This window comes from Brevibacterium daeguense, assembly GCF_021729135.1.
GTDB lineage: Bacteria > Actinomycetota > Actinomycetes > Actinomycetales > Brevibacteriaceae > Brevibacterium > Brevibacterium daeguense.
Window position 1 is genome coordinate 198,287 of record NZ_JAJTWW010000001.1, and the last position, 13,153, is coordinate 211,439.

General features: G+C 68.3%; 12 protein-coding genes. All 12 read left to right on the plus strand.

Translation table 11 applies throughout. The features are described from left to right. Window positions 1-38 precede the first annotated feature (38 nt). The 12 genes from ftsH to LXN01_RS00895 all read left to right on the plus strand — a co-directional run bounded on the left by ftsH (window position 39) and on the right by LXN01_RS00895 (window position 13,110). A complete protein-coding gene (gene ftsH, locus LXN01_RS00840) occupies window positions 39-2,141 on the plus strand; it encodes an ATP-dependent zinc metalloprotease FtsH (protein ID WP_272902062.1) in 2,103 nt (700 codons plus the stop codon). 1 nt (window position 2,142) lies between these two features. Beyond that, window positions 2,143-2,706, plus strand: a complete 564-nt coding sequence (folE, locus tag LXN01_RS00845) for a GTP cyclohydrolase I FolE (RefSeq protein ID WP_236862649.1) — start codon at window positions 2,143-2,145, stop codon at window positions 2,704-2,706. A gap of 2 nt (window positions 2,707-2,708) precedes the next feature. After that, window positions 2,709-3,551, plus strand: a complete 843-nt coding sequence (folP, locus tag LXN01_RS00850) for a dihydropteroate synthase (RefSeq protein ID WP_236863110.1) — start codon at window positions 2,709-2,711, stop codon at window positions 3,549-3,551. Beyond that, window positions 3,548-4,543 (plus strand): 2-amino-4-hydroxy-6-hydroxymethyldihydropteridine diphosphokinase, encoded by a 996-nt coding sequence (gene folK, locus LXN01_RS00855; protein WP_236862650.1) that lies wholly within the window; start codon window positions 3,548-3,550, stop codon window positions 4,541-4,543. Before folP ends, folK begins: the two co-directional genes overlap by 4 nt. Next, complete coding sequence (locus LXN01_RS00860; protein ID WP_236862651.1) at window positions 4,540-5,001, plus strand: DUF3180 domain-containing protein; 462 nt, start codon at window positions 4,540-4,542, stop codon at window positions 4,999-5,001. Before folK ends, LXN01_RS00860 begins: the two co-directional genes overlap by 4 nt. Beyond that, window positions 4,998-5,465, plus strand: a complete 468-nt coding sequence (locus LXN01_RS00865; RefSeq protein WP_236862652.1) for a PH domain-containing protein — start codon at window positions 4,998-5,000, stop codon at window positions 5,463-5,465. The genes LXN01_RS00860 and LXN01_RS00865 overlap by 4 nt, the downstream gene beginning before the upstream one ends. Before the next feature lie 67 nt (window positions 5,466-5,532). Next, window positions 5,533-7,233 (plus strand): PH domain-containing protein, encoded by a 1,701-nt coding sequence (locus tag LXN01_RS00870; RefSeq protein WP_236862653.1) that lies wholly within the window; start codon window positions 5,533-5,535, stop codon window positions 7,231-7,233. A gap of 30 nt (window positions 7,234-7,263) precedes the next feature. Continuing rightward, on the plus strand, window positions 7,264-8,157 hold the full coding sequence (locus tag LXN01_RS00875; protein WP_236862654.1) for a Rossmann-like and DUF2520 domain-containing protein: 894 nt from the start codon (window positions 7,264-7,266) through the stop codon (window positions 8,155-8,157). Window positions 8,158-8,194: 37 nt separating this feature from the next. Further along, window positions 8,195-9,730, plus strand: coding sequence for a lysine--tRNA ligase (lysS, locus tag LXN01_RS00880; RefSeq protein ID WP_236862655.1), 1,536 nt, complete (start codon window positions 8,195-8,197; stop codon window positions 9,728-9,730). 105 nt (window positions 9,731-9,835) lie between these two features. Next, on the plus strand, window positions 9,836-10,063 hold the full coding sequence (locus LXN01_RS00885; protein WP_236862657.1) for a hypothetical protein: 228 nt from the start codon (window positions 9,836-9,838) through the stop codon (window positions 10,061-10,063). Then, window positions 10,044-10,355, plus strand: coding sequence for a histone-like nucleoid-structuring protein Lsr2 (locus tag LXN01_RS00890; protein WP_236862658.1), 312 nt, complete (start codon window positions 10,044-10,046; stop codon window positions 10,353-10,355). The genes LXN01_RS00885 and LXN01_RS00890 overlap by 20 nt, the downstream gene beginning before the upstream one ends. A 142-nt stretch (window positions 10,356-10,497) precedes the next feature. Further along, entirely contained in the window at window positions 10,498-13,110 is a 2,613-nt protein-coding gene (locus tag LXN01_RS00895) for an ATP-dependent Clp protease ATP-binding subunit (RefSeq protein ID WP_236862659.1), read from the plus strand. Window positions 13,111-13,153 lie beyond the last annotated feature (43 nt).

Genomic DNA, 13,153 nt, shown 5'->3' on the forward strand with positions numbered 1-13,153 from the left:
TCGGAGCCTTCATCGAACAGTTCTTCCTGAGAGGACCCATGGCCGAGACCAAGAAAAGCCGCACCGACATGAAGAAGCTGTCACGCGGACCGCTGGTGTGGATCGTGCTGGCGCTCATCATCGTGTCGATCGGCACGCTGCTGCTGTCCGGCGGCGGGTTCCAGCGGATCGACACCAACCAGGGCCTCCAGCTGCTGGCCGACGGCAAGGTCGAGCAGGCCAAGATCGTCGACAACGATCAGCGGGTCGACCTCGTGCTCAGTGAGGACTTCTCCTACGAGGACCGCGAATACGGCAAGCAGGTGCAGTTCTACTACGTGCAGCCGCGCGGCGACGAGGTCGTCGAAGCCGTCACCACGGCCGCGCCGGCCCAGGGCTTCACCGATGAGGTGCCCCGGCAGTCCTGGCTGACCAGTCTGCTGCTCAACCTGATCCCGTTCGTCATCATCTTCGTCGTCTTCTGGTTCCTGCTGTCGCAGATGGCCGGCGGCGGCAAGATCATGAACTTCGGCAAGTCCCGAGCCAAGCTCGTCAACAAGGAGAACCCGGACGTCACCTTCGCCGACGTCGCCGGCGTCGACGAGGCGCTCGAGGAGCTCGAGGAGATCAAGGAGTTCCTCGCGGAGCCCAAGAAGTTCCAGGACGTCGGCGCCAAGATCCCCAAGGGCGTTCTCCTGTACGGTGCCCCCGGCACCGGCAAGACCCTGCTCGCCCGAGCGGTGGCGGGTGAGGCGGGTGTGCCGTTCTACTCGATCTCCGGCTCGGACTTCGTCGAGATGTACGTCGGCGTGGGCGCCTCGCGCGTGCGCGACCTGTTCGAGCAGGCCAAGAACAACTCGCCGTGCATCATCTTCATCGACGAGATCGACGCGGTCGGCCGGCAGCGCGGCGCCGGCATGGGCGGCGGCCACGACGAGCGCGAGCAGACCCTCAACCAGCTGCTGGTGGAGATGGACGGCTTCGATGCCACCACCAACGTCATCCTCATCGCGGCGACGAACCGTCCCGATGTGCTCGATCCGGCGCTGCTGCGGCCCGGCCGCTTCGACCGGCAGATCTCCGTCGAGGCGCCCGACATGAAGGGGCGTCAGCACATCCTCGAAGTCCACGCGCGCAACAAGCCGCTGGCCCCGGATGTGGACCTGGCGATGGTCGCCAAGCGCACCCCCGGCTTCTCCGGCGCGGACCTCGCCAATGTGCTCAACGAGGCCGCCCTGCTGACCGCCCGGCACAACCAGGTGGTGATCGACAGGCACAACATCGACGAGGCGATCGACCGTGTGATCGCCGGGCCGCAGAAGCGCACCCGGCTGATGAATGACAAGGAGCGCCTGATCACGGCCTATCACGAGGGCGGGCATGCGCTGGTGGCGGCGGCCATGAACGACACCGACCCGGTCACCAAGATCACCATCCTGCCGCGCGGCCGCGCGCTCGGTTACACCATGGTGCTGCCGAGCGAGGACAAGTACTCGACCACCCGCAACGAGCTGCTCGACCAGCTCGCCTACGCGATGGGCGGCCGCGTCGCCGAGGAGATCGTGTTCCACGATCCGACCACCGGCGCCAGCAACGACATCGAGAAGGCCACGGCGATCGCGCGGAAGATGGTCACCCAGTACGGGATGAGCGAGAAGGTCGGCATGGTCAAGGTCGGCGACATCTCCTCCGAACCGTTCGCCGGCAAGGGCTATGGTCACGACGAGGCGTACGCGGACGAGACGATGCGCACCATCGACTCCGAGGTCCGGACGCTCATCGACGCCGCCCACGCCGACGCCTACTGGGCGCTGACCACCAACCGCGACGTCCTCGACACCCTGGCCCGTGAGCTGCTGGAGAAGGAGACGCTCGACCAGCACCAGCTCGCCGAGCTCTTCGCCCCGGTGACCAAGCGCCCCGTTCGCGAGGTGTGGCTGGCCAGCGACGACCGTCCCGTGTCCGAGCGCGGCCCGATCGCGGTCCCGACGCGAGCCGTGGTCTCCGAGGCCGAGGACCGGCAGCGCGCCGGAGGCAACGGCCTGGGTCCGGCGCCCACCGGCGGACTCCGACCGCCGGACGGCCCGCCCCCGGCGCCCACCGGCGGATTCCGACCGCCGGACGGCCCGCCCCCGGTTCCGCCGCAGAGCCCCGGTTTCTGACATGATCGACCACGCGCGGATCGAAGCCGCTGTGCGGGAGGTGCTGCTGGCGATCGGCGAGGATCCCGACCGCGACGGCCTGCGGGACACCCCCGCCCGGGTCGCCCGGTCCTTCGACGAGATGTTCTCCGGCGTCGGCCGGGACGCCTCGGAGGTGCTCGGGACCCACTTCGACGTCGGGTACGAGGAGATGGTGCTGGTGCGCAACATCGCCATGTACTCCACGTGCGAGCATCACCTCGTGCCGTTCCACGGAGTCGCCCACATCGGTTACATCCCGGGCAGGTCCGGCATCGTGACCGGGCTGTCCAAGCTGGCGCGCCTCGTCGAGATCTACGCCCGCCGCCCCCAGGTCCAGGAGCGGCTGACGAGCGAGATCGCCGACGGTCTGGTCGAGCACCTGCACCCGGCCGGCGCCATCGTCGTCGTCGAGGCCGAGCACCTGTGCATGTCCATGCGCGGAGTGCAGAAGCCCGGCGCCACCACCATCACCTCCGCGGTGCGCGGGCAGCTGCGGGACTCGGCTTCTCGCGCGGAGGCGATGAGCCTGATCATGGGGAAGTGAGCATGCGGACGAAGGTCATGGGCATCCTCAACGTCACCGCGGATTCGTTCTCGGACGGCGGCCGCTGGCTCGACTTCGACGCCGCGGTGTCCCACGGGCTGGCGCTGCTCGAAGCCGGCGCCGACATCCTCGACGTCGGCGGCGAGTCCACCCGCCCGGGCTCGGTCCGCGTGCCCGAGGACGAGGAACTGCGCAGGATCGTGCCGGTCGTGCGCGAACTCGCCCGGCAGGGAGCCGTCATCAGCGTCGACACGATGCGCGCGAGAGTCGCGTCGGCCGCCCTCGATGCCGGCGCGCAGATCCTCAACGACGTCTCCGCCGGGCAGAGCGAGCCGGAGATGCTGGAGGTCGCGGCGGCCGGCTCCGCCCCGATCGTGCTCATGCATTGGCGCGGCCACCTCGAGCGAGCCTCGGCGACGTTCGAGTACGAGGACGTCGTCGCAGAGGTGAGATCCGAGCTCGGCGTCCGCATCGAGGCGGCGCAGTCCGCCGGTGTGGCGGATCGGGACATCATCATCGACCCCGGGCTGGGCTTCTCGAAGAACGCCGAGCACAACTGGCAGCTCATGGCCGGCATCGAGACGTTCGCGCAGATGGGCTACCGCCTGCTCGTCGCCGGCTCCCGCAAGCGCTTCCTCGCCTCCCTGCTCGACCCGGACAACCCTGCCGGCGTCGACATCGCCGACCGCGACGCCGCCACCGCCGCGCTCAGCGCCGTGTCCGCCCGCGCGGGAGCCTGGGCGGTGCGGGTGCACGAGCCGCGCAGCTCCCGAATCGCGGTGCAGGTCGTCGAGGCCATCGCCGAGTGCGCCGCGCCGCAGCTGCCGCTCCCGGAGGCGCGATGACCGACTCGATCCGGCTGACCGGCCTGCGCGCGTACGGCCGCCACGGGGTGTTCGACCACGAGCGCCGCGACGGGCAGGAATTCCTCGTCGACCTCGAAGTCCATGCCGATCTGCGCACCCCGGGCCGGACCGACGAGCTCGCCGACACCGTCGACTACGGAGCCCTGGCGGCCGAGGCGGTCGCCGTCATCACCGGTCCCGCCCACAACCTCATCGAGACGGTCGCCGACGAGATCGCCGAACGCTGCCTGGCCCACTGCGCGAGCCTCACCGTGACCGTGCACAAACCCCACGCGCCGATCGCGCACGAGTTCGCCGACGCCTCGGTCACCGTCCACCGCAGCCGCCGGGCCGCCAGCGGGGCCGGACAGGAGCGGGCGGGCACCGCTGAGCCGGGGGATGCGCCGGAACCCGCCGCCCGGCCGGAAGATGACCGGGAGCCGACGGTCGAACACCCCGCGACGGCGGTGGTGGCGCTCGGCTCCAACCTCGGCGAATCGCTGCAGACCCTGCGCGATGCTGCCGCCGCGCTCGACCGTCATCCACGGATCCGCCTGACCGCCGCCTCCCGAGTGTACCGCACCGCACCCGTTAGCGGCGTGGCGCAGCCGGACTTCCTCAATGCGGCCGTGACCGTGTCGACCACCCTCCCGCCGCTGGAGCTGCTGGCCGTCTGCCAGGGGATCGAGGTCGCCGCCGGCCGCACGCGCACCGTGCACTGGGGGCCGCGCACCCTCGACATCGACCTCATCCGCTACACCCCGTCCGGCGGCGACCCCGACGGCCCGGAGGACGAGGTGCGCTATGACTCCGAGAAGCTGCGACTGCCGCACCCGCTGGCGGCCCGGCGCGCCTTCGTGCTGGCCCCGTGGCTGGACCTCGCACCGAACGCGCGGGTGAGCAGCGGGGCGGGCGCTGTGCCCGTCGAGCTGGCGCTGTCGCAGGCTGGGGACGCCGCAGGACTGACGGTGACGGAAGAGCCGCTGACATGACCCAGACCAGGCCTCCGCAGCTCTTCACCTGGGGCATCATCGGGCTCATCCTGTCCTTCGGCTTCCACTACATCTGGGAAGCCAGCGGCGGAGCGCTGCCGGGAATTCCGTGGCCGGCGATCCTCGGCATGGTGATCCTGTCGATCGTGCTGCTGGTCCTCGGCTGGCCGATCAAGAAGTGGAATGACGGGGACCGCACTCGCGACATCGACCCGGTGCGGGCGGCGCGGGTCGCGATGATGGCCAAGGCCGCCGCCCTCGCCGGAGCACTGCTCACCGGCTGGTACCTGGGCGCGGCCCTCTACCTCGTGCTCAGCGCCGGCGGAATCCGCGCGCAGTCGGCGTCGGGCATGCTGGTGGCGGTGGGCGCCTCTGCTATCGTCATGGTCGTCGGGCTCATCGTCGAGTCCTACTGCAAACTGCCGCCCGATGACTCCGCCGGAGCAGATGCCGCATGACTGCTGTCGACTTCGTTCCCGTCAGCCCCGCGCTGGCCCGGGTCCACCTGCTGACGCTGGCGCTCTTCATGATTCCCGTCCTGGCCGCGATCATCGTCGGGGGCATCCTGCTGGACTCGCTGGTTCTCTGGATCGGGCTGCCGGTGTGGCTGCTCGCCGGAATTTGGATCGCGGTGGTGGTGGTGCGCCAGGTCAAGCGCCTCGGCTATGCCGAACGCGGCGATGACCTGCTGATCCGGCGCGGCATCCTCTTCCGCTCGACCACGGTCGTGCCGTTCGGGCGCATGCAGTTCGTCGACGTCAGCTCCGGACCCGTCGAGCGGATGTTCGGGCTGGCCACGGTCAAGCTCCACACCGCCTCGGCGGCCACCGATGCCACGATCCCCGGCCTGCCCAAGGACGAGGCCGACCGGCTTCGGGACATCCTCGCCGCGCGCGGGGAGGCCCAGCTGGCTGGACTGTGAGGTCGAGCCCCTGATGCCGGAGGAGAGCTCAGCAGAGTCGTTCAGCCGATGGCATCGCGTTCATCCGATGACCCCGGCGCTGAAGACCTGGATCATCCTGCTGGCCATCGTCGGAGCCCTGCTCGCCCAGAGCCAGCAGCTCTTCGAAGGCGTCGTCGAGCGGGCGCTCACGGGCAGCGGCGGCGAGGAGACGGACTGGATCCTGGCCCGCCCGTGGGTGCTCGCCGCGATCCTGGGCGGACTGGTCGTCACCATCGGCGTCATCGTGCTGCTCAACTGGCTGGTCTGGCGGGTGATGGGCTATCGGATCGACGACGATGCCGTGTATCTGCGCAAGGGCGTCCTCAGCAAGCAGCTGCGCAAGGCTCGGCTCGACCGGGTGCAGTCGATCGACATCAGCCAGCCCCTGGTGCCGCGGCTGTTCGGGCTGGCCGCGCTGAAATTCGACGTCGCCGGCGGTGAGGGCTCCTCCGTCGACATCGAATACCTCAAGCGCGGCCGCGCCGAGGCGCTGCGCGACGAGATGCTCGCCCGGGTCCGGTCTGCCCGCGACGCGACCCGCACCGAGCAGGCACCGTCACCCGACCCGACCGGACCGGCCGGAGCCGGCGAGTCGGAACAGCCGGCTCACACGGCGAGCGCCGCAGACCTCGCGCCGGTCGGCCCGGCACCGACCGCCTCGGCCGGGGCCGATCGCGCTGGGGCCGAGGCGGTCCGCCGAAACGTCGTCGCCCGCCGGGTCGGCTCCAATCTCGGCACCCGGCTGCTCGCCGCCATCGACAGCACCTCCGAGGATGTCGTCAGCGACATCGGGCACACACTCACCGATGTGCTGGCCCCGTACCGGGTGACGGCGCGCGCCGAACACGACGGACGCATCCTGCGCGTGCCCGCCCACCGCGTCCTGCTGGCCGCGCTGCTGTCGACCGGCACACTGTTCGGCGTGCTGATCGGGCTGGTGGTCCTCGTCGGCCTCGTGGTGCTCGCGGCCTTCGGCATCTGGGAGGCGGTGACCGGGATCCTGTTCGGGATCATCCCCGCCATCGCCGCCGTCGCCACGATGGCCAAGGGCGCGCTGGACGAGGCGAACTTCTCGGTGCGGATCACGCCGGATGGCCTCTCGGTGACTCACGGACTGTTCACCACCACCCGCAAGATCATCCCGCTGCAGCGGATCCAGGCGGTGAAGCTGAGCCAGCCCCTGCTCTGGCGGCTGACCGGCTGGTGGCGGGTCGAGTACAACATCGCCGGCCAGAAGTCGGACCAGCTGACCTCCAGCACGGTCCTGCTGCCGGTCGGCGACATCGACCAGACCCTCATGATGCTCGGGCTCGTCCTGCCCGACCCCAGAGTCCCCGCCGGGGTCAGCGGCCGGGCGCTGATCACCTCGGCGATGCTCGCCCGGAAGTCCCCCGACCCCGAGGCGCCGGCCGCCGAGGGCCTGTTCGTGGACCAGGCTCCCGCCTCCAGATGGCTGGACTGGATGACCTGGAACCGCAATGCCTGGGCGGTGACGGGCACGATGCTCGTCATCCGCTCGGGCTGGACGACGCGTGCGGTCGAGTGCGTTCCGCATGCGCGGGTGCAGTCGATGAAGCTGCGCTCCGGACCGCTGCAGCGCGCGCTCGGGCTCGCAGAGGTGGAGCTCCACTCGACCGAGGGGCCGGCCAAGCCGGTGCTCCGGCACCAGGCGGCCGAGCGGGCCGAGGAGTTCTTCTTCACCCATGCCGACACGACCCGCAGAGCGCGCGCCGAACTCGACGCGTAGCCTGGTCCACATCCGTCGAGAGGGAGTGCGATGAATCACGAGGACGAGACGCGGCTGGGCGTGGGAATCATCGGGTGCGGTCGGGTGGGCGCGGTGATGGGGCGAGCCCTGCGGGAGGCCGGCCACGCCCTGATCGGGGTGACGGCCACCTCGGAGGCCAGTCTGGACCGGGCCGAGGCGATGCTGCCGGGCGTCCCGGTGCTCGACATCGAGACCGTGGTCGAGCGCGCCGAACTCGTGCTGTTCACCGTCAGCGACGACGTTCTGCCGGAGCTCGTCAGCGGCCTGGCGCAGCTCGGCCGGTTCAAGGCCGGACAGATCATCATGCACTGCGCCGGCCGGTACGGCACCGAGGTGCTGGCGCCCGCGGCCGGCTCCGGTGCGATCCCGATCGCACTGCATCCCGCGCTGTCCTTCACCGGCACCAGCATCGACCTGCCCCGCCTGCGCGAGGCCACGATCGCCGTCACCGCCGCGCGGACGGTCCTGCCGATCGGCCAGGCCCTCGTGGTGGAGATCGGCGCCGAGCCGATCGTGGTGCCCGAGGCCGACCGCGCCCTGTACCACGCGGCACTGGCCCACGCCTCCAACCACACGGTGACGATCCTGTCCCAGTCGCTGGAGATGCTCACCGGCCTGGGGGTGGAGAATCCGGCCCGCGTGCTCACCGCCCTCGTCGAGGCCAGCGTGGGCAACACGCTGCAGGCCGGGCCGTCAGCGCTCACCGGACCCGTCAGCCGGGGCGACATCGACACCGTCACGGCACATCTCGATGCGCTGGGTGAGCTGGCTGTCGAGCAGGGTTCGACGGAGGTGCGGGACGCCTATCGCTGCCTGGCGAAGGCAACTGCAGCGCGGGCTGTTCGCAACGGCACCATCAGCGACGCTCAGGCGCTGGCGCTGATCGAGCTGCTCGGCTCCTGATTCCATCGCCTCGGGAGCCAGGCGGTAGCCTTGACCCATGCCCGTGAACGAATCATCCAACCCTGCCGTCGACCTTGACGAGACCCCGGAGCACCTGGACCCCGAGCAGCTGCGGATCCGCAAGGACAAGCGCGCCCGGCTGCTGGAGGAGGGGCACGAGCCCTACCCGGTCAAGGTCGAGCGCACCCACACTCTCGCCGAGGTGAGGGCGTCCTACCCGAGCCTGGAGCCCGGCGAGGAGACGCAGGATGTGGTGGGCGTGGCCGGCCGCGTCGTGTTCTTCCGCAACACCGGCAAGCTGTGCTTCGTCACCCTGCAGTCCGGTGACGGCACGCGGCTGCAGGGGATGCTCTCGGAGAAGGAAGTCGGCAAGGAGCGCCTCGACGCCTGGAAGTCAGACGTCGACCTCGGCGACCACATCTGGCTGCGGGGACGTGTGATCTCCTCGCGGCGGGGCGAGCTGTCGGTGATGGCGGAGGAATGGCGGCTGGCGGCCAAGGCGCTGCGGCCCCTGCCTGCGCTGCACACGGAGCTGACGGACGAGACCCGGATCCGGCAGCGCTACATCGACCTGATCACCCGCGAGGAGGCGCGCCGGACGGTGAGGCTGCGGTCCGAGGTCAATGCCTCGCTGCGCCGCTCCTTCGCGGAGGTCGGCTTCATGGAGATCGAGACTCCGATGCTGCAGACGCTGCACGGCGGCGCCTCGGCCCGGCCCTTCTCGACCCATATGAATGCCTACGACATCGAGCTGTACCTGCGGATCGCCCCGGAGCTGTTCCTCAAGCGGGCGGTCGTCGGAGGGCTCGAGAACATCTTCGAGATCAACCGGAACTTCCGCAACGAGGGCGCTGATTCCACCCATTCCCCGGAATTCGCGATGCTCGAGGCATATCAGGCTTATGGCGATTACCATTCGATTGCAGAAATCACGAAGATGCTCGTGCAGAATGCGGCGAAGGATGCGGTTGGATCGCTGCAGGTGACCCTGGCGGACGGCACGGAATACGATTTCGGCGGCGAATGGCCCGTCATCAGCATGTACGAATCCCTGTCGGCGGAAGTCGGCGAGGAGATCACGCCGGACACGGGCGTCGACGAATTGGCCGCCCTGGCGAAGCGATTCGATATCGATCTGGAAGGGGTATTCCGAGGGCACGGCAAATACGTCGAGGAGATGTGGGAGCATTTCCATTCCGACAGGCTGTGGGGGCCGACCTTCGTCGTCGACTTCCCCGTCGACACCTCGCCGCTGACACGGGAGCACCGGACCAAGCCCGGCGTCGTGGAGAAGTGGGACCTCTACGTGCGCGGCTTCGAACTGGCCACCGGCTATTCGGAGCTGGTCGATCCGGTCGTGCAGCGCGAGCGGTTCGAAGCCCAGGCCGGGGACGCCGCCCGAGGCGACGATGAGGCAATGCAGGTCGACGAGGAATTCCTCATGGCGATGGAATACGGAATGCCGCCGTCGGGTGGAATGGGCATGGGAATCGACCGACTGCTGATGGCGCTGACCGGCCTGGGAATCCGCGAGACCGTGCTGTTCCCATTGGTCAAGCCGATCGAGAATTGAGCAGCGGAAGGCTTTCCGCCGGGAAGAGAGATGCTGATCCGGATTTCCCAGCGGGAAGTATTTCTGTTCGCGGGTATTCATCAGTAAAGTGAGTGAGGAAACTCAGTGGAATACATCAAGGTTCTTCTTCCGTCGATCGGTGTCGCGCTGATCTTCTGGTACGTCATCCGAGCGGTCGTGAGATCCGACAGCATCGAACGGCGGGAAATGGACCGCTACTACGCAGAGATCGCGGATGCGAAGGCTGCCGGGAAACCCATTCCCCGCCCCGCATCCGCCGCTGCAGATCGGGACGGCGCTGGTGGTCAAGGAGATGAGACTCGTTCTGACTGACGACCTGGACGGCAGTCCGGGTGCGGAGACCGTCAGCTTCGCTCTCGACGGGAGCGCCTACGAGATCGAACTGTCGGAGAAGAACGCCGCCGCTCTGCGCGAGGCGTTGGCGCCGTACATCGCGAAGGCCCGCAGTGCGAACCGCCCTGCCCGCACGGCGTCGCGACGCAGCAGCGGGCCGAAGACGGACACTGCCGCGGTGAGGGCATGGGCCAAGGACAGCGGGTACGAGATCTCGGAGCGGGGACGGATTCCCTCGGCAGTCCTCGAAGCCTACGAAGCCGCCCACTGATCGACGTTCGCGCAGCCTTCTCCCAGGAGTCTCGAAGAGGATTTCGCCCTCAGCCGAATCGGGTTCGGCTGAGGGCGAAACCGCAATAAAACCACCCATCCCTTGGTTAGAGTCATAGGAATCAATTGACCGAGGAGGGCAAATGTTCGAACGGTTCACAGATCGTGCCCGTCGCGTAGTGGTCTTGGCGCAGGAAGAGGCCAAGCTGCTCAAGCACAACTACATCGGCACGGAGCACATCCTGCTCGGGCTCATCCATGAGGGCGAGGGGGTCGCCGCCAAGGCGCTTGAGGGAATGGACATCTCCCTCGATCAGGTGCGTGAACAGGTCACGGAGATCATCGGACAGGGACAGCAGGCTCCCAGCGGCCACATCCCCTTCACTCCGCGGGCCAAGAAGGTGCTCGAGCTCAGCCTCCGCGAAGCCCTGCAGCTGGGCCACACCTACATCGGTACCGAGCACATCCTGCTCGGCCTGATCCGCGAGGGCGAGGGCGTCGCAGCCCAGGTGCTCGTCAAGCTCGGGGCAGATCTGTCGCGCGTCCGGCAGGAGGTCATCAAGCTGATCTCCGGGTACCAGGGCAAGGAGCCCGTCGCCGCCGGCGGACGCGAGGAGGGCACCCCGTCGGGGTCGCTCGTGCTGGACCAGTTCGGACGCAATCTCACCGCCGCTGCGCGCGAGGGAAAGCTCGACCCGGTGATCGGCCGGAAGGACCAGATGCAGCGGGTCATGCAGGTGCTGTCCCGCCGCACCAAGAACAACCCGGTGCTGATCGGCGAGCCGGGCGTCGGCAAGACTGCAGTGGTCGAGGGACTCGCTGCCATGATCGTCAACGACGAGGTGCCGGAGACGCTCAAGGACAAGCAGCTCTACACGCTCGACCTCGGATCCCTGGTGGCCGGATCCCGGTACCGCGGTGACTTCGAGGAGCGCCTGAAGAAGGTGCTCAAGGAGATCCGCACGCGCGGCGACATCATCCTGTTCATCGACGAGATCCACACCCTGGTCGGTGCGGGTGCCGCCGAGGGTGCGATCGACGCCGCCTCGATCCTCAAGCCGATGCTCGCCCGGGGTGAGCTCCAGACCATCGGAGCCACGACCCTGGACGAGTACCGCAAGAACATCGAGAAGGACGCTGCCCTGGAACGGCGGTTCCAGCCCATCCAGGTGCCGGAGCCCACGCTGTCGGACTCCATCGAGATCCTCAAGGGACTGCGCGACCGCTACGAATCGCACCACAAGGTCACCATCACCGATGGTGCGCTGGCAGCGGCCGTCAACCTGTCGGATCGGTATGTCAACGACCGCTTCCTGCCGGACAAGGCGATCGACCTGATCGACGAGGCGGGCGCCAAGCTGCGCATCTCCCGGATGTCGATGCCGCCGGAGATCAAGGAGCTCGAGGAGCAGATCCTCGCGGCTCGGCAGCGCAAGGAATCCGCTATCGACGCGCAGGACTTCGAGCTCGCAGCCAACGAGCGGGACGCGGAGATGAAGCTGCAGGCGCAGAAGGACCAGGCCGAGAAGGACTGGCGCTCGGGTGCCAAGAGCGGATCCGCTGTGGTCGATGACGAGGTCATCGCCGATGTCCTCGCGGCGGCCACGGGCATCCCGATCTTCAAGCTCACGGAGGAGGAGTCCTCGAGGCTGCTGCGGATGGAAGATGAGCTGCACAAGCGGATCATCGGCCAGGAGGACGCAATCAAGTCGGTGTCCCGAGCGATCCGCCGCACGCGCGCCGGCCTCAAGGACCCCAAGCGGCCGTCGGGCTCGTTCATCTTCGCCGGACCCACCGGTGTCGGCAAGACCGAGCTGGCCAAGGCGCTGGCGGAGTTCCTGTTCGGCGACGAGAATGCGCTGATCTCGCTGGACATGAGCGAGTACTCCGAGAAGCACACGGTCTCGCGGCTGTTCGGCTCGCCCCCGGGCTATGTCGGGTACGAGGAGGGCGGCCAGCTGACCGAGAAGGTGCGGCGCAAGCCGTTCTCCGTGGTGCTGTTCGACGAGGTGGAGAAGGCCCACGCGGACATCTTCAACTCGCTGCTGCAGATCCTCGAAGACGGGCGGCTGACCGATTCGCAGGGTCGTGAGGTGGACTTCAAGAACACCATCATCATCATGACCACGAACCTGGGCACCCGCGACATCTCCAAGGGCCAGCAGCTGGGCTTCCAGGTCGAGGGCGACACCGGCACGACCTACGAGCGGATGAAGCAGCGGGTCAACGACGAGCTCAAGCAGCACTTCCGGCCTGAGTTCCTCAACCGTGTCGACGACACGATCGTCTTCCCGCAGCTGAGCAAGGACGAGATCATCAAGATCGTCGATCTCTTCGTCGTCCGGCTCGAAGATCGCCTGGCCGACCAGGGCATGGCGATCGATCTGACCCAGGAGGCCAAGAACCTGCTGGCGGATCGAGGCTACGATCCGGTCCTCGGAGCACGTCCGCTGCGCCGCACCATCCAGCACGAGATCGAGGATCAGCTCTCCGAGCGGATCCTGTTCGACGAGCTGAAGTCGGGCCAGACCGTGTACGTCGATGTCGAGGGAGAGGGACCGGACGCCAAGTTCACCTTCCGCGGCGTCGAGACCGAGCGGGTCCCGGTGTCAGTCGGGGCCGACGATTCCGATGACGACGCCAGTGGCGCGATCCCCGAGGCCGGCGGCGCCAACGCCGCTGCCTCGTCGCACTCCGACTCCGGCCGCAGCGGCGGCGGGGAATCCGGTGGGAGCAGCGCCGAGCGCACGGCCTGATATTCACCCCTGACTCCGCTCAGGACACACCGATCGGGTCCCG